Origin of the sequence: Cupriavidus cauae (genome assembly GCF_008632125.1) — a bacterium.
Classification (GTDB): domain Bacteria; phylum Pseudomonadota; class Gammaproteobacteria; order Burkholderiales; family Burkholderiaceae; genus Cupriavidus; species Cupriavidus cauae.
Genome location: NZ_VWRN01000073.1, coordinates 80,668 through 97,255, shown reverse-complemented (window position 1 = coordinate 97,255; position 16,588 = coordinate 80,668). Strand labels below are relative to the sequence as shown.

The 16,588-nt window shown below is 61.4% G+C and carries 15 protein-coding genes and 1 pseudogene; 10 read left to right on the top strand and 6 right to left on the bottom strand.

The window, feature by feature from the left end; translation table 11 throughout:
* Positions 1-136: 136 nt before the first annotated feature.
* Both F1599_RS25290 and F1599_RS26570 read left to right on the top strand, forming a co-directional pair.
* The gene (locus tag F1599_RS25290; protein WP_370641555.1) at positions 137-277 is read left to right on the top strand and encodes an OmpH family outer membrane protein; all 141 of its coding nucleotides are present in this window, start codon (positions 137-139) and stop codon (positions 275-277) included.
* A gap of 181 nt (positions 278-458) precedes the next feature.
* A complete protein-coding gene (locus tag F1599_RS26570; RefSeq protein WP_338123553.1) occupies positions 459-725 on the top strand; it encodes a heavy-metal-associated domain-containing protein in 267 nt (88 codons plus the stop codon).
* Between the two features lie 44 nt (positions 726-769).
* Here F1599_RS26570 and F1599_RS25280 read toward each other — a convergent pair whose 3' ends face one another.
* Both F1599_RS25280 and F1599_RS25275 read right to left on the bottom strand, forming a co-directional pair.
* Complete coding sequence (locus tag F1599_RS25280) at positions 770-1,249, bottom strand: MAPEG family protein (protein ID WP_115737192.1); 480 nt, start codon at positions 1,247-1,249, stop codon at positions 770-772.
* A gap of 46 nt (positions 1,250-1,295) precedes the next feature.
* Positions 1,296-1,868 carry a phosphatase PAP2 family protein gene (locus F1599_RS25275; protein ID WP_115737191.1) on the bottom strand — a complete coding sequence of 191 codons (573 nt, stop codon included), beginning with the start codon at positions 1,866-1,868 and terminating at the stop codon, positions 1,296-1,298.
* Between the two features lie 417 nt (positions 1,869-2,285).
* On the opposite strand from F1599_RS25275, the gene F1599_RS25270 reads away from it, so the two are divergent.
* Together F1599_RS25270 and F1599_RS26390 are read left to right on the top strand one after the other, a co-directional pair.
* Complete coding sequence (locus F1599_RS25270) at positions 2,286-4,211, top strand: cytochrome c/FTR1 family iron permease (RefSeq protein WP_053823089.1); 1,926 nt, start codon at positions 2,286-2,288, stop codon at positions 4,209-4,211.
* 182 nt (positions 4,212-4,393) lie between these two features.
* Positions 4,394-4,570, top strand: a pseudogene (locus tag F1599_RS26390) (DoxX family membrane protein); the annotation flags it as partial.
* Between the two features lie 23 nt (positions 4,571-4,593).
* Here F1599_RS26390 and F1599_RS25260 read toward each other — a convergent pair.
* Both F1599_RS25260 and F1599_RS25255 read right to left on the bottom strand, forming a co-directional pair.
* Positions 4,594-6,099, bottom strand: coding sequence for a tyrosine-type recombinase/integrase (locus F1599_RS25260; protein ID WP_004635319.1), 1,506 nt, complete (start codon positions 6,097-6,099; stop codon positions 4,594-4,596).
* Entirely contained in the window at positions 6,096-7,034 is a 939-nt protein-coding gene (locus F1599_RS25255; protein WP_004635320.1) for a DNA-binding protein, read from the bottom strand. The genes F1599_RS25260 and F1599_RS25255 overlap by 4 nt, the downstream gene beginning before the upstream one ends.
* A 598-nt stretch (positions 7,035-7,632) precedes the next feature.
* Between F1599_RS25255 and F1599_RS26065 the strand changes: the two genes are divergently transcribed.
* On the top strand, positions 7,633-7,809 hold the full coding sequence (locus F1599_RS26065; RefSeq protein ID WP_004635326.1) for a hypothetical protein: 177 nt from the start codon (positions 7,633-7,635) through the stop codon (positions 7,807-7,809).
* 87 nt (positions 7,810-7,896) lie between these two features.
* Here the strand turns inward: F1599_RS26065 and F1599_RS25245 are convergent, their stop codons facing one another.
* Both F1599_RS25245 and F1599_RS25240 read right to left on the bottom strand, forming a co-directional pair.
* The gene (locus F1599_RS25245; protein WP_004635327.1) at positions 7,897-8,304 is read right to left on the bottom strand and encodes a hypothetical protein; all 408 of its coding nucleotides are present in this window, start codon (positions 8,302-8,304) and stop codon (positions 7,897-7,899) included.
* A 107-nt stretch (positions 8,305-8,411) separates the two neighbouring features.
* Positions 8,412-8,870 carry an MgtC/SapB family protein gene (locus F1599_RS25240; RefSeq protein ID WP_004635330.1) on the bottom strand — a complete coding sequence of 153 codons (459 nt, stop codon included), beginning with the start codon at positions 8,868-8,870 and terminating at the stop codon, positions 8,412-8,414.
* A 249-nt stretch (positions 8,871-9,119) separates the two neighbouring features.
* On the opposite strand from F1599_RS25240, the gene czcN reads away from it, so the two are divergent.
* The 5 genes from czcN to czcA all read left to right on the top strand — a co-directional run bounded on the left by czcN (position 9,120) and on the right by czcA (position 16,552).
* Complete coding sequence (gene czcN / locus F1599_RS25235; protein ID WP_020206397.1) at positions 9,120-9,770, top strand: heavy metal efflux RND transporter CzcN; 651 nt, start codon at positions 9,120-9,122, stop codon at positions 9,768-9,770.
* 314 nt (positions 9,771-10,084) lie between these two features.
* Positions 10,085-10,432 carry a CDF family cobalt-zinc-cadmium transporter CzcI gene (gene czcI, locus F1599_RS25225; protein WP_137924345.1) on the top strand — a complete coding sequence of 116 codons (348 nt, stop codon included), beginning with the start codon at positions 10,085-10,087 and terminating at the stop codon, positions 10,430-10,432.
* Positions 10,433-10,507: 75 nt separating this feature from the next.
* Positions 10,508-11,764, top strand: a complete 1,257-nt coding sequence (czcC, locus tag F1599_RS25220; protein ID WP_004635338.1) for a heavy metal efflux RND transporter CzcC — start codon at positions 10,508-10,510, stop codon at positions 11,762-11,764.
* A gap of 17 nt (positions 11,765-11,781) precedes the next feature.
* Positions 11,782-13,344 carry a heavy metal efflux RND transporter CzcB gene (czcB, locus tag F1599_RS25215; protein ID WP_004635340.1) on the top strand — a complete coding sequence of 521 codons (1,563 nt, stop codon included), beginning with the start codon at positions 11,782-11,784 and terminating at the stop codon, positions 13,342-13,344.
* Between the two features lie 16 nt (positions 13,345-13,360).
* A complete protein-coding gene (gene czcA / locus F1599_RS25210) occupies positions 13,361-16,552 on the top strand; it encodes a heavy metal efflux RND transporter CzcA (RefSeq protein WP_004635342.1) in 3,192 nt (1,063 codons plus the stop codon).
* Positions 16,553-16,588 lie beyond the last annotated feature (36 nt).

The window sequence follows — 16,588 nt, the reverse complement described above, 5'->3', positions numbered from 1 at the left end:
ACTCATCCATCGGCTATATCCCGCCCGCCGAGGCTGAGGCAAACTACTACAACCAACTCGGCAAAACCGCCGACGAGGCCGTTTTACTTTAACCAAACAGCCTCCGCGAAAACCGGGGCGATTCAAACTGGCACGGGTGCAAGAGCGCGCCCAGCAGGCGATTCGCCAGCTTGCCGAGCAGCGCGGGTACGACCTTGTCATACAGGCAGTCTATGTGAATCCGCGCATTGACATCACTGAAGACGTCATGAAAGCGCTGGACGCCAGCAGCAAGTAGGAAACCTTCATGGGAGGTCGCAGCAGGCTGCGCGGAGATGCTTGGCCCCGCTCTGTAGGTAATTCATGTTCACTCACGCGATGTGACCCTTCAAGGCATAGAAGCATCATCCACTTTGTCTGACATGGTGCAATGCTGGGTTCATTCCATCGAGGCCGGCTGAGGTCCCTGCGGCACTGCCATCTCGCTCGTCCCTGCAGCCACGGGCAACACCACGCAGTTCCTGATCACCAACATGGACTGCCCCACCGAGGAAGCCCTGATTCGCAAGCGCCTGGGCAAGGTGGAGGGGATAGAACGACTCGACTTTGACCTGATGAACCGCCGGCTGGAGGTGCAATACCGTCTACCAAATCCGTTACGGCATGCATGCCACGGTCGAACGCGAGGCAGGGGCCTGATCTGTCCGATGAAACGGCCCCCCTCCTTCAGCGCCCCGAGAGAATGAGAGCCACCGCAAGCGTGTAGGCACCACAACGGTCGAAATCCCAGTCATCGCCATCCCAAAAGCCGACCGGTAGGATGCCGCGCATAGCCAACCGCGAACGTGATACGACCGAGCAGATACAAGCTCACCAGAATCGGCATCAGCCTAAGTTCGGCGCCATACAGCACTGTCGCAAGAATCAAATGCGCGCCTACCGCCAGTACGGTCTGTTCGAGCGAGTTCTGTAGCACCGCCACGCGCAGCTCAATAGCGGGACTAGGACGCGAAAACGCCGAGCCCTGGATATCGGCTTGCGATAAAAAGCGTCCCTTGCTTACGGCTCTCACGCAATCTGCTAACCATAGGAAAACAGGGAGATCGGCCTTGAGCGCAAACGCGACACGGTCGCCAATACCAAGCTGTCCATCGAGGCCGAACAGAGCGGGGGGAAGCCAGATATAACCCGCGCCAAGAACTACCGCGCAAACTAAGCAGGCAAGCATCGAATCGCGTACGATGCGACGTTGTTGCAGACTCCATGGCATGGTTGCACTCCTCGCCTGTTACCCCGGCACGACGATCCTTGGTACGTTAAGCAGCCCCCTTCAATAACCGGCTCGAAAGAGCCAAACTGCCGAGCGCTACTAACCAGCCCGCCAAGACGTCCGCCGGGAAGTGCATCCCTGTGGCCAAACGTGACCAGCCGACTAGCGCGACATAGGTAAGTAGAGCCGGTCGCCAGTGGGCGCGGACCATTGGCCATAACCCACCAGCAACCAGAGCGGCGTACGTGGAATGTCCACTCGGAAGACTGTAGTGCGTCTCAATTGAACCGATTGAATGCCACAGGTGACCGAACACGGCAGCCGGCCGCGGGAAATCGAAGAGAAACTTTGATGCTCCAACTACAGCAAATGCCATACCGAATGCGACTACAAATCGTGCCAAGTGAGCCTGTAGCTCCAACGAACGATCTACATCCGAGGTTGTTCTTGACCAGACCCAAAAGCCTCCCATGACAACAGGCGCGGTCCAATAGTTGCCCAATAGGTAGCTAAACAGCTTGGCCAAAGGCAAGAACATTGCCGGCGTGCCTTCATTGACCAGTAGGAAGATCTCTCGATTCCAGCCGCTCCAGTCGTAGAGAACAAGTGCCCAACTCATCGGATCACCATCCTCCGCCCCTCGCATCCCACCATACGGTAAGGACTCGCGATATGGGAGCGTTGGGTTCTATTGTTCGCAATCGTGCGAACGCCTGAAAGCCGAGGCGGAGGGTCGCCCGAAGTTGTGCGCACCTCACGTAAGCGCATTGCACCCTCCCGCATCTTGCACGCGGCTGCACTTGGCTCGACCCCATACGAGCAATCCGCCGGAAGTCCCCATCGGTTTGTGTTGCGCTGACTCAAAGTAGGTCGCCAGTATTGACTAACGTTGTTATTTCTACGCCCTCTAGCGGCTATAGAGTCAAGCGCGATTCCCCATACTTCCATCACCAAGATGGGTCGCTCGCGCAAACGATATGAATTACAATCATTCGCATTTGTCCGCGAAAACTGCCGCCCGCCCGGCGTGTTCCTCATGCAAGCCCTGCGCATCCTCTCCCTCGTTCTAGTCTCCTTGGCGCTATCCGTCTCGACGGCTTTGGCCGAGCCTCTATCCACGCAAGACAAGGCCAAGCAAGTCTGGCAATTGCTGGACTACCTTGCCGTTGACTATGGCGGTTCAGTCAACGATGGCCGCATCACCAATGAGGCTGAATATGCCGAGATGCAAGAGTTCGCGCAGACGGTCGCGCGACAGCTAGGCGAATTGCCGCCAGGACCCGCCTCCGAACAACTAGGCAAGGAAGCTGGCGCATTGCGTTTGTCCATCGCAGCGAAGGCCTCGCCAGAAACTGTCGCCGAACTGGCTCGGAAGTTGGCCAGCGGCGTCCTCACAGCCTATCCGGTTCCTATGGCACCAAGCAAGGCGCCTGATTTGCAGAACGGGGCGAAGCTCTATCAAAGCCATTGTGCGTCCTGCCACGGCGTATCCGGTAACGCGGACGGCCCCCTCGCAGCGAAACTCAACCCGCCCCCGATTGCGCTGGCCGACCACGCGCGCGCGCAGGAACGCAGCGTCTTTGCCTTGCAACAGATCATCACGCGCGGCGTGGAGGGAACATCGATGCCGGGCTTTGCCCATCTCTCCGAAGACGACCGATGGGCTCTGGCCTATTTTGCTTCGACGCTGTCTTATTCAGATACTGACCGCCAGGCGGGCGCCAAGCTTTGGACTGCTGAACCGGGGCTGCGCGCGGCGGTTCCCACGCTCGACAAGCTTAGCCAGACCTCGGAGGCGGCACTTGCTAAATTCGTGGGTGCACAGACCTCTCGTGATGGTCTTGCATACCTGCGAAGCTCACCGGACGTACTGGCCGCATCGACCACCGATAGTCTCTCAATCGCCAAGGAAAAGCTGAAGGAAAGTGTCACTGCGCTTGACAAGGGAGACACGCGGGCCGCATCGCAACTGGCTTTGTCCGCATATCTTGATGGGTTCGAACCAGTTGAGCCTGCGTTGGCTGCCAAGAACCAGGCTCTCTTCCTGGACATCGAGAAGACGATGGGACTCTATCGAAATGCCGTCGCGAATGGCCAGGCAGAGCGCGCGCATGACATCGCAGCGCAACTGCAGTCAAGGCTGGACGAGGCGCAGGAAGCGCTCGCAGGCGCCAATGACGCATTCTCGACCTTCCTTGGCGCCTTTACGATCCTGCTTCGTGAAGGGCTTGAAGCGCTGTTGGTAGTCGTAGCCATGCTGGCGTTCCTCAAGAAGGCCAATCGCACTGACGTCCTTCCCTACGTTCACGCGGGTTGGGTCACTGCGCTGGGAGCCGGTGGATTGACGTGGGCGGTAGCTACCTACGTCGTTGATCTGAGCGGCGCTAGTCGCGAAATGACCGAAGGCTTCTCCGCGGTCTTCGCGGCGGTCGTCCTACTCGGCGTCGGCATGTGGATGCACCAGAAGAGTCTGGCGGGACGCTGGCAATCGTACGTGAAGGAAAAGCTGTCGTCGGCATTGAACAGGAAATCGGCGTTTATGCTCTTCCTGCTATCGTTCGTCACGGTCTACCGGGAAGTATTTGAGACCGTGCTCTTCTACGCGGCCCTGTGGTCCGATGGCAACGGTGCCTACATGCTCGCGGGACTCGGTTGCGGTATTGCTGTGCTGGCAGTGATTGCGTTTCTGCTCCTGCGATCGACGGCGCGTTTGCCGATTCGACAATTTTTCGCGTTCAGCTCCGCCTTGGTTGGCGTGCTTGCCGTGGTCCTGATTGGCAAGGGCGTGGCGGCACTGCAGAAAGTTGGCCTGTTGCAAGTGACGCCGCTCTCTATGCCGCGTATCGATGTCTTGGGCGTTTACCCCTCTGTGCAAACCATTGCCGCGCAAGTGGCTATTCTCCTCATCATCGTTGCCAGCGTGACCTATAACTTGCGATCGCAACGTACCGCGAGGGTGTGAGCCCCTGTCAGGCGCGAAGCTTTGTTCGTCGACCATTTCAAAGTCAGCGATTTGGCCCAAATGTGGCGGACTTTTTGCGACTACCTTCCATTCGCGGCAGGATCGATGGACGGCATGGACATGTAGGGCTGCCAAGGATGTCACGCAACTGTCGTGCTGTGCGGGCTGAGAAAAAGCCAACCTTCTGGAACTCGGCGATCGCCAAGCTGGCCAATTGGAATGCCGCCCTCGACCTGTTCCGCGAGGACTACCGGGTGCCGCTGGTGCCCTCGGAGTCTGCGGCCTGCCTGGCGGTGTCAATCGAGCTGACCGCCCCAGCTTTGCTGTTGCTGGGACTGGCGACCCGCGCCGTGGCGATGCGACAAGGCAACGCGCGCTGTCGCTACGGCCCATCATCCGCAAACGTGGCATCGACAAAGGCCCGCAACTGCGTCAGGTCGGTCCTGGCATAGGCCGCCGTGGTCTGCACCGAGGCGTGGCCGAGCAGCGCCTGGGCGGCCGGCAGCGGCACCTGGTGGTCGACCACCAGTGTGCGCGCATAGGCATGGCGCAGCCAGTGCGGGGAGGCCGCGCGCAGTAAGAGCGCCTGCGCCGGCTCGCGCGCCTGCAGACCATCGGCCACGGCCGCAAAGATCGCCTTGACCTCCCGGTACAGGCCTGCCGACTGTAGCGCTTCGCCCTTGTTGCCGTGGATTACAGGCAGCGCCTCGTGCGCCGGCGGCTCGGACGGCAGGCCGCGTGCTTGTCGGTAGGCGCGCAATACCGTCACGCACGGCACCGGCAGCGGAATGGCCCGTGCCTTGCGCCCCTTGCCGCAGACATAGAGCGTCCACCGCCCGGGCGCCTCGGCCTCCAGGCGGGGCAGTGCGATCTCTGTCGACCAGGCCAGTTCCGCCAGGCGCACGCCGGCGTAACGATACAGCGCCCAAATCGCGCGCCGCCGCTGCGCCGCCAGCGTGTTGGTCGTGTTGGCGGCGGCAAACTCCGGCGCCTCAAGCCAGGCATCGCACGCGGCCAGCAGCGCTGGCGGGATCAGCCGCGTCGGCGCGAAGCCGGCCCGGGTGCGGCTGCCGGCGGACAGGCCCGCGGCCGGATTGGCATGCAAGTAGCCGGTGTCGTACCAGTAGCCGTAGAGGCTTGCCACCACCGCCAGCGCGCGCGTGCGGGTCGCTTCTGACAAGGGCGGCGCGGCGTCCTCCCTGCCGGTCTCCCCGTGCTGCAGCGCGTGCCGGTAGCCGAGCAACCGCTGGCGCGTGAGGTCCGAGAGCGGCCCAAGCTCGTGCGCGCCGCACCAGCGCATCAGGCGGCGCAGTTCGGCGCCATAGGCGCGCAACGTGTGGGGCGAGCGCCCGGTTCGGTCGCGCAGGAAGAGCGCCAGCGCCTGTGCATCGTCGGCGGCGCCGAGCGTGTTGGCCGCCGCGTGCGGCTGGGCGAAGCGGCCGGCGCGCGTGAGCCACGCGTGGTCAGCAGGGCCGTAAGCGGCCAGCCACGGGTTCGCCGCGACAGCTCCCCTCGCTTCCGCGGCGGTCGGCACCGTTGCTTCGCTCGCTAAGGCGGCGGTGGACCGGATGCGGCGCCGGTGCGTGTGCAGCAGCCGCGCGAGGACCGTCTCCGGGCGGGGCGCCAGATCCGCCGTCACCGTGCGCAGGCGCCCGCGCTCCCAGTATTCGACTGCCCCATCGTGCGCCAGCAGCAGCTTGAGCACGGTCGGCTGCGCGGCCTTGGCGTCGGCCAGCGAGCCATAGCGGCGCTTGACGCGCGCCAGCGTCCAGTGCGCGTAGACCGGGTGCCCGAGTGCCTCCGCCAGGTAGGCGAGGGCCGCCGCGACGGTGGCCGGCAGTGGGCGCGGCGGCACCGCGCCCGTATCGATCCAGTCGGCCGGCTTCATGACTGGGCGGTCCGCTTGGCGGCCGCCTTGCCCGTCGATCTGGGCACGCGCGTCTTGGCCGCTGGTGGCGCCGCGGCCAGGGTCGCACGCAGCAGCTCGTCGAGCTGGGCGCGCTGGCTGGCGGTGACGGCCTTGAGTGCGCTCGCCTCGCCCGCGGCGGTCTGGCGCGCGGCCCGCTCGCTGGCCAGGTCGGCGTCGAGTCGTGCGCGCTCGTCTTCCAGCGCGGCGATGCGCCGCTCGGCGAATTTGAGTTGGGAGGCCAGTTGCGCGCGCTCGGCCCGCACCGCGTCGCGCTGGTGCGCGGTTTCCTGCAGGAGCTGCTTCGACAGCGCCTCGTAGCGCGCCTGGGTGGTGGCGATCGCCTCGGTGTGGGTGCGCTCGCCCGCCGTGGCGCGCTCCTGGGCGGTCGCCAGCGCCGCCTCGAGCTCGCCCCGGCGTGCGGCTTGCTCATCGGCGCGCGCGCACGCCGCCGCCTGGGCGGCGCACGCTACGGCCAGCGCGGTGTCGCGCGCGGCGAGCTGGCCGCGCACCTCGCTCAGTTCGGCCCGCAGCAGCTCGACCCGCAGTTCGGCCTCGGCGCGGGCGGCCTCGGCGGTGTCGGCTGTGGCTTGCGCCTCGCGCTTCAGGCGCACCACGTCGTCGAGCTGCACCGCGACCGCGGCCTGCCACAGCGCGCGCATCGCTTCGGCGATCTCGACCGGAATCTCGGGCAGGGCGAGGTCGGCCAGGCCCGAGCGCACCACCTCGGCCTCGATCGCGTTGAGCGTACGCGACAGCGTTGCAGGGTCACCGCCGCCCAGGCGGTCACGCAGCTTGCGCACCGACACCACGCGGCGAAAGCGTGCGGCCGTGGGCGGCGCCGCGTCGCCGGCCTCGGTGAGCATGGCCAGCACGGTGGCGCGGATCTGGTCGGGGGTGGCGGCGAGGCGGGGCATGGCAGTTTCCGGAGGCGCATTTCAGCCTATCTTACGCACATACCTAACGTTAGAAAAGCCATTTATGTGTTGCTTGGGAAAACCAAAGACGGATAAATCTAGTTATCTTGCGGAAACAATGGCTTCCAGCCACAGGGCGCGCTTGGCCGCGCGGCGGGGGCGGTCAACGTTCCAAAACCAAGGGGAAAAGGACCAGTCAGCAAGTGACTGATTTGACTAGGGTTTTAGGGTGGGCATCACCCTGGAACCCGCATGGCTGCTACGGGTGGCTACCCCGGTAAATTGCGGCGAAATCAAGGGGACCCCTGATCCAGACATTCGTCTATTCGCTGGCCTGGCCGCATATCCAGTGGGCGGCGATGCTGGTGGTGCGGCTGCGCCCGGGTGCGGGTAACTAGTCGCTGGACGAACTGTAGGGGGCGAGCACTAACCGTCTCGCGCGGCGGCTTGCGAACCATAGGTCGGCCCGCGGCCGGAAAAATGCTTGACCTTCCCTGCCGTGGGAACGTCCATATTAACCATGGGGGACAGAAGCCCCTGCGGCGTGGCAGGACCAAGTCGGCAGAGAGCATCGGATTTTCCGCCGGAGGTTAGTCAAATGGGCGTTCCGGGGCGCACGTTGTATGAAGAGGTCTTTGCGGTGTTCGAAAGGGCATGCCAGGAAAGCGATTTCGAGCTGGCCGAGGACCTCCTGCTCGCCCTAGAAGCGATGGATCGCCGGCAGGAAGCTCATCGGCAACTCGACCGCGCCTACCTGCTGCTAGCCGATCTCTGAGAACGGGAGTCCCCCGACTTTGGTTTCTACCTGCTTGCCATCGGCTGGCCAATGCCCCTGGGGACAGCAGTGGTCCTCTTCCATGCCTTAGCGTGCAATATTTTCCGTTTTCTGAAGTGACCCCTTCTTTACGGAGTCCCGCGTATACCAGTCGTTCTTCTCGACAACCGGCTCTTTGCGATAGTGCCGCATGACCCGAAGAAAGCACTCGAGAGGCTGTTCTTCTTTCGTAACCATCGGGCCTAACGTCGTCGGAGACAATTGCACGTTCCGGCTAATTCGAGAAACATCGTCTATTTTGCAGAAAGCGGCCGCTAACCGATCGAGCGGGGGAGTATCCGAAGGTCTTGCGAGCGCCGAGGCAATTTCTTCCATGTGCGCCGGGCTGCAAGGAAACTCATGTCGATCGGACAGTGCGCTCACTTTGGCTTGCAGAGCCGGGTTCGTGCCCTCGTGAAGGTACGCAAACAGGTTGTAATCCAGGTAAATTCTCATGCGATGGAGTTTGCGTATTGTTAAGCGCGCTCATACGTTTGGGAAATGCTGGCCGAACCTGAAGTTGGCGCATTCGCGCTGCACGTGGCTTGGGAGCAGTGGGAGTCTTACTTCTTCGACATTTGAAGGATTCTGAGCACGATGAGTGCGAAGGCAGTCGCGACGATGGCCGTCACCGCATGGCCCATGCCGGCGGCCACGCCGATCGCGGCAGCAATCCAGATGCTCGCGGCAGTTGTGAGCCCCCTGACGTGTGTCTCATTGTCCGGCTTCAGGATCGCCCCTGCACAAAGGAATCCGATGCCTGACGTGAGACCCTGAAGCACGCGGCTCATGTCGGCAAGCTGCACGCCCGCCTGGAGGGGAACCACGACAAAAACGCATGCCCCCAGCGCGACGAGCATGTGAGTGCGCACGCCTGCGGATTTTCCCGAGCTCTCCCGCTCGTACCCCAGCAAGCCCCCCAAAACGATAGAGACGGTCATTCGAACGACGGCACGTACTGCCTCGGCAGCATTAGCGAGATCGGAGAATTCCGAGCTCAATGTGCGGATGATGTCGTTCATTGCGGAGCGTCTCTGGGTGTGTCCTGAAAATGGCCAAGACAGTCTATGTCGCAGAAGATGACTGTCAGATTGCCGAGCTATGACACAACCGGATTCGCTGGCCCGGGGGCAAGATTAACAACGTATTACATTTCGGCAATAAAGCCTGACAACGGAAGGGCAACCTTAGAATGCCGGCCATTAGTGCTCGTTTTCGCGCCAGTGTGTCCACTCGAAGTGCGCGACATTCTCCTCCAGCCCCCGAACCGCATGACCGATTCTTCAATCTCCCCGTCCCAACCCGCTGGTCTCTCGAGGGCGCTGGACAATTTCCTGACACGCCACCGCATCGGCGTTTGGCGTGTTGTCGTAACGTTTGTCCTGGCAAGTCTGGTCTTTGGCCATTCTCGCTGGGACGGTACCTGGGTGTCGCCGCTGCTGCTGACGCTGGGGATGTTGGGGGTGAGCCTGGCCACGGTCGGGCGGCTCTGGTGCGCGTTGTACATTTCCGGGCGCAAGAACAATACCTTGGTGACCTCGGGTCCATATTCACTGTGTCGCCATCCGCTCTATGTCTGCAACTTGCTAGGCATTATCGGACTAGGGGCGATGACCGAGTCGCTGGCGGTTACCGCAGTCCTGGCGCTCGCATTTGCGCTGATGTACCCGGCTGTCATCCGGACGGAAGACCGCTTTCTGGCTTCCGCCTTCCCGGAATTCGCCGAATACGCACGCCGTACACCAGCGTTCTTTCCCCGTCTGTCGCTGTATAGGGGGGAGTCGACATGGACGGTCCATGTGTCTTCCTTTCAACGCAATATTGCGGACTCGGTCTGGTTTCTCGGCCTGTCGGTGGTCGTGGAGTCGTTTGATTTGTTCCATGACGCCGGCGTCCTCCGGGCGGTCGTGACGCTTGCCTGATGCGGGCAACTCCGCATACACGTACAGCCATGCACTACGCTCACGTCTCCGATTCTGTTGTCGAGAGCATGCTCGTGATGCTGGTCGGCCTGATCGTCCTGTATGTGGGGTTCGCTGTCTATTTGCGGTGGAAGCATGGGCCCGCCCCCAAGCGTAAGACTGATGAGGGGCGAAAGCGGCACCCCAAAACGAGCAGGCGAAAGCGATAATCGTAATCTGCTCTTAATGCTGGTGATCGAGGATTCATGTAAACTTCGGCGACGGCCCAGCCGTTAGTACTTCAACCCCAAGCCCCCCGCACAGTCTCCCAAGGAATGCGACGTTTCGTTCTGATCTTCGTGCTGCTCATTTTGCCGTTCCAGTTTTCCTGGGCGGCAGCGGCACGCTATTGTCAGCACGAGAAAGCCACGGCCACTTGGCACCTTGGGCACCACGAGCATCGTCATCAGCAGCCGGAAGGTAAAACGGATGCCGAGAAAAAGCCATTCGTGGATACAGACTGCGGGGTATGCCATCTGGTCTCCCTCCCGTTCGTCTATGGACAGACGCAGGACGTGTTGATAGCGAATCGGGTAGAAGTGACCGATACTCAACATGCGTCCGAGTTCTCGTCTCTGAATGCCAGGGCTCCCGACCGTCCTCAGTGGCAGCGTCTCGCTTGATCGGCGAGACGACGACTCTTTTTCTCCTTTCGTCTCTCGCCGAATTCTCCTGGTCACATACCTTGGTGCAATTCGATGCGAAGACTATTTCTGCCGCTCGGGCTGGCGGTAGCATTTCTCAGCCCAAACTTTGCCGTAGCGCAATCTGACACCGGCACGTCCATGGTGCCCGTCTTCCCAAGGGAAGCGGCGGGACCGTTGACCCTCGAGGCCGCGTTGTCGCTGGCGGCAGGAAGCAATTTCAACCTGTCCGCCGCCGCCAAGGAACTCGATTCCACAGAAGGTGGGATCATGCAGGCCCGGGTTATTCCGAACCCGGAACTCCAGACGCTGGTCGAGGACACGCGGAAATCCACCCGTACATCCACCGCCCAGATGAATATCCCCATCGAACTGGGCGGCAAGCGCTCGGCTCGTATCAATGCCGCGGAAAGGACGCGCGAACTGGCGCAGGCAACGCTGGCTGGCGTTCGCGGTGACATTCGGGCGCAGGTAATCGAGAGCTTTTTTTCCGTCTTGATCGCACAGGAACGCGTCAAGCTGGCAACTGGCTCCGCGGATATCGCTGCGAGGGGCGCGCAAGCCGCTTCACGCCGCGTCGCGGCCGGCAAGATCTCCCCGGTTGACGAAACTAAGGCACGTGTCGAACAGGCCAACGCCGAACTTGAATTGGCCGAAGCAACGGCGAGCCTGCAGTCCGCCCGTCAGGCGTTGACGGCGTTGTGGGGCAATGCATCGCCGCAGTTTACCGAAGCACAGGGCAATCTGGACGCGCTGCCATCCAGGCCGGCGCCTGAACTCCTTCTGAAGGAGCTGGAAAACTCACCGCTGGTGGCCGCAAGCCGCGCTGAACTTGACCGCCGCCAGGCATTGGTGGGCGTTGAGCGCAGCCGCCAGTATCCGGATCTGACAGTCAGTCTGGGTGCCAAGCGAGATACAGAAGCCAACCGCAACATGGCGGTGATCGGTGTGGCGATCCCGTTGCCGATTTTTGACCGGAATCAGGGCAACTTGTATTCGGCCATTCGCCAGGCGGACAAGGCCCAGGATGAATATCTGGCCAATCGCATCAGCCTGACCCGAAATCTCCTGATGGCATCGAACCAGCTGTCGGTATCGCGCGCCTCGGCACAAACGCTGAAGCAGACCGTCTTGCCAGGCGCCGAGCAAGCCTTCAACGCGGCGACCATTGGCTTCGAGGCCGGCAAGTTCAATTATCTGGACGTCCTGGATGCCCAGCGCACGCTGTTCCAGGCACGCATCCGCTATCTCGGCGTGCTTGGACAAACCTATCAGGCGGCGACCACGATCGATCGCATTCTGGGACGTTAAGACGGGATTCATAAAACATGGCTATTTCGAACAAACAAAAGGCTGCCATTGCGGCCATCGTACTGGTGGGCGGCGTCGCGACTGGTGGCGTTCTGCTGAGCGGGCGCTCTGCGCCGGAAGAGCAGGGTGGGCACTCGGAATCCAAGGGGCATGGCGACACCGAGCACCATGGCAAGCAGGCGGCGGAAGCCGACCACAAGGATGACAAGTCACACGGCGACGGCGAGCATCACGAGGTCAAGAAGGGCCCCAATGGTGGCGCGCTCTTTTCGCGTGATGGCTATGACGTCGAAATTGGCACGGCCGAATCCAAGGGCGAGGCCCGTATTCGGCTCTGGGTTAGCAAGTCTGGGAAGGCGGTGGCAAATGGCGTGGCAGCGACAGGCCAGCTCGTGCGGGCTACGGGCGAGTCTCAAGCGCTCAAGTTCGTGGTGTCTGGCGACGCGCTGGAAAGCCAACAGCCAGTTGCCGAGCCCCATGTCTTTGACGTGACCGCAAATGTGACCTTGCCCGGTTCGTCTTCGCCACTCGCCGTGCGGCTCTCGAAAGAGGAAGGCAAGATTGAGTTGACAGCGGACCAGCTGGCCAAGACAGGGGTAGTGGTTCAAACCGCGGGCTCGGCAAAGGTCCAGGCTGGCGTCCAGTTCCCCGGCGAAATCCGTTTCAACGAAGACAAGACAGCCCACGTGGTGCCGCGACTGGCTGGCGTCGTAGAGAGCGTTCCGGCCAATATTGGGCAACAGGTTAAGAAGGGACAGGTTCTCGCGGTCATCGCGAGCACCGGACTTTCTGACCAGCGCAGCGAACTGCTCGCAGCACAGAAACGTCTGGATCTGGCGCGTGTCACTTATGACCGCGAGAAGAAGCTCTGGGAACAGAAGATCTCTGCGGAGCAAGATTATCTGAGCGCCCGCAACGCGCTGCAGGAAGCGCAGATCAGTGTCCAGAACGCGCAGCAGAAGCTGACCGCCATTGGCGCCAGCAACAGCTCGACGGCACTCAATCGCTACGAGCTGCGCGCACCGTTCGACGGCATGATCGTTGAAAAGCATATCTCGCTTGGGGAAGCGGTGGCGGACAACGCCAACGTGTTCACGCTGTCGGATCTGTCGTCCGTCTGGGCCGAGTTCGTGGTGTCTGCCAAGGATGTCGAGCGGGTGCGCATCGGCGAAAAGGCGTCGATCAATTCGGCATCGTCCGATGTGAAGGCAGATGGCACCGTTTCATACGTGGGTTCGCTGCTGGGCGAGCAGACGCGGACGGCGAAGGCCCGCGTAACATTGACCAATCCACAGATGGCTTGGCGACCGGGTCTCTTCGTCACGGTCGACGTATTCGGTGCTGATGTCGAGGTGCCCGTTGCGGTGAAGACCGAGGCCGTCCAGGACGTCAATGGCGAGAGCGTAGTCTTTGTCGCGGTTCAAGGTGGATTCGTGCCGCAGCCGGTGAAGGTCGGCCGGACAAACGGCAAGGTCATCGAGATTGTCGAGGGCCTGAAGCCGGGCGCACGTTACGCCGCCGCCAACAGTTTTGTTCTGAAGGCCGAACTTGGCAAATCCAGCGCCGAACACGGCCATTGATACGGGGGAAACAGCAATGTTTGAACGTATCATTAGTTTCGCCATCCAGCAGCGATGGCTGGTCCTGCTCGCCGTGTTTGGAATGGCCGGGTTAGGGATTTTCAGCTACAACCGACTACCGATCGACGCGGTCCCTGACATTACCAACGTTCAGGTTCAGGTCAATACCTCGGCACCAGGCTATTCACCGCTCGAAACCGAACAGCGTGTTACGTATCCGATCGAGGTCGTGATGGCCGGCCTGCCGGGACTCGAACAGACGCGTTCCCTGTCCCGCTATGGCTTGTCGCAGGTGACGGTCATCTTCAAGGATGGCACGGACGTCTATTTCGCGCGCCAACTCGTCAACCAGCGCATCCAGGAAGCCAAGGACAATCTGCCTGAAGGCGTTGTGCCGGCGATGGGGCCTATTTCGACCGGCCTCGGGGAGATCTATCTATGGACCGTTGAAGCCGAAGAGGGTGCTCGCAAAGCTGACGGGACTGCCTATACGCCGACAGATTTGCGCGAAATCCAGGATTGGGTGGTACGGCCGCAACTGCGTAACGTGCCCGGTGTCACCGAGATCAATACTATCGGTGGTTTCAACAAGCAGTACCTGGTCGCGCCGAGTCTTGAACGGCTAGCGTCGTACGGGCTGACGCTGACCGACGTCGTCAATGCGCTGAACAAGAACAACGACAACGTGGGTGCGGGCTACATCGAGCGTAGGGGCGAGCAGTATCTGGTTCGTGCGCCGGGTCAGGTTGCGTCCGAAGACGACATCCGCAACATTATTGTCGGTACAGCGCAGGGGCAGCCGATCCGCATTCGCGACATCGGGGATGTGGAGATTGGCAAGGAACTGCGTACCGGTGCGGCAACCGAGAATGGCAAGGAAGTTGTGCTGGGCACGGTATTCATGCTCATCGGCGAAAACAGCCGGGCTGTGTCAAAAGCGGTCGATGAAAAGGTCGCTTCCATTAACCGTACGATGCCGGAAGGTGTGAAGATCGTAACGGTATACGACCGGACACGTCTGGTCGACAAGGCCATTGCGACCGTCAAGAAGAACCTTCTTGAAGGCGCGGTGCTCGTCATCGTAATTCTGTTCCTTTTCCTGGGTAACATCCGCGCGGCGCTGATTACCGCGACGATCATTCCGCTGGCGATGTTGTTCACCTTCACGGGGATGGTGAACTACAAGATCAGTGCGAACCTGATGAGCTTGGGCGCGCTCGACTTCGGCATCATCATCGATGGCGCGGTGGTGATTGTCGAAAACTGTGTGAGGCGACTGGCGCATGCGCAGGAACACCATGGCCGGCCATTGACGCGCTCCGAGCGGTTCCATGAGGTGTTTGCCGCAGCGAAGGAGGCGCGTCGCCCACTGATCTTCGGTCAGCTCATCATTATGATCGTCTACCTGCCGATCTTTGCGCTGACGGGGGTGGAAGGCAAGATGTTCCACCCGATGGCGTTCACGGTCGTCCTGGCGCTGCTGGGCGCGATGATTCTGTCCGTGACGTTCGTTCCGGCTGCGGTCGCCTTGTTCATCGGCGAACGGGTGGCCGAGAAAGAAAATCGTCTCATGCTCTGGGCGAAGCGTCGCTACGAGCCGCTGCTGGAAAAGTCGCTCGCGAACACGGCCGTTGTATTGACGTTTGCCGCGGTGTCAATTGTTCTGTGCGTGGCCATTGCGGCCCGCCTGGGCAGCGAGTTCATCCCCAATCTGAACGAAGGCGACATTGCCATCCAGGCGCTGCGCATTCCTGGCACGAGCCTGTCGCAGTCCGTGGAGATGCAGAAGACGATCGAGACGACCCTCAAGGCAAAATTCCCCGAAATCGAGCGCGTGTTTGCGCGGACAGGTACGGCGGAGATTGCATCCGATCCGATGCCGCCGAATATTTCGGATGGCTACATCATGCTCAAGCCTGAGAAGGATTGGCCAGAGCCGAAGAAAACACATGCCGAACTGCTGTCCGCCATCCAGGAGGAAGCCGGCAAGATCCCCGGGAACAACTACGAGTTCTCCCAACCGATCCAGCTGCGGTTCAACGAGCTGATCTCCGGGGTCCGCTCGGACGTCGCAGTCAAGATCTTCGGCGATGACAACAACGTGCTCAGCGAGACGGCGAAGAAGGTATCGGCCGTGCTGCAGGGCATCCCCGGCGCGCAGGAGGTGAAGGTAGAACAGACCACCGGCTTGCCGATGCTGACGGTCAAGATCGATCGGGAGAAGGCGGCGCGATACGGGCTTAACATGAGCGACGTGCAAGACGCGGTGGCAACGGGCGTCGGAGGCCGTGATTCCGGAACCTTCTTCCAGGGCGATCGTCGTTTCGATATCGTGGTCCGCCTGCCCGAAGCTGTGCGCGGCGAGGTCGAGGCTCTGCGCCGATTGCCGATTCCGTTGCCAAAAGGAGTGGACGCGAGAACGACGTTTATCCCATTGAGCGAGGTGGCGACGCTGGAAATGGCGCCCGGCCCGAACCAGATCTCGCGCGAGAACGGCAAGCGCCGCATCGTGATCAGTGCCAACGTTCGTGGACGTGATATTGGTTCATTCGTGCCCGAGGCGGAAGCGGCTATCCAAAGCCAGGTCAAGATCCCGGCTGGCTACTGGATGACATGGGGTGGCACCTTTGAGCAACTGCAGTCCGCCACCACCCGCCTGCAGGTGGTAGTGCCGGTGGCGCTGTTGCTGGTCTTCGTACTGTTGTTTGCGATGTTCAACAACATCAAGGATGGCTTGCTAGTCTTCACGGGCATTCCCTTTGCGCTGACTGGCGGGATTCTTGCCCTGTGGATACGCGGCATTCCGATGTCCATTACTGCAGCGGTGGGCTTCATCGCGCTGTGCGGGGTGGCGGTGCTCAATGGTCTGGTGATGCTGTCGTTTATCCGATCGCTGCGCGAAGAAGGGCATTCCCTCGACAGCGCGGTCCGAGTTGGCGCCCTGACGCGACTGCGTCCGGTGCTGATGACGGCCCTGGTGGCATCCCTGGGTTTCGTGCCGATGGCCATCGCCACCGGTACGGGCGCTGAGGTGCAACGTCCCCTCGCAACGGTGGTAATCGGTGGCATCTTGTCGTCCACGGCGCTGACCCTACTGGTGTTGCCGGTGCTCTATCGACTTGCTCACCGCAAGGATGAGGACGCGGAAGATACTCGCGAGCCAGTCACTCAGACGCATCAACCGGATCAAGGCCGCCAGCCTGCATGACGTAAATCCTTGGGCGGTCATCGTACCGCCCAATTT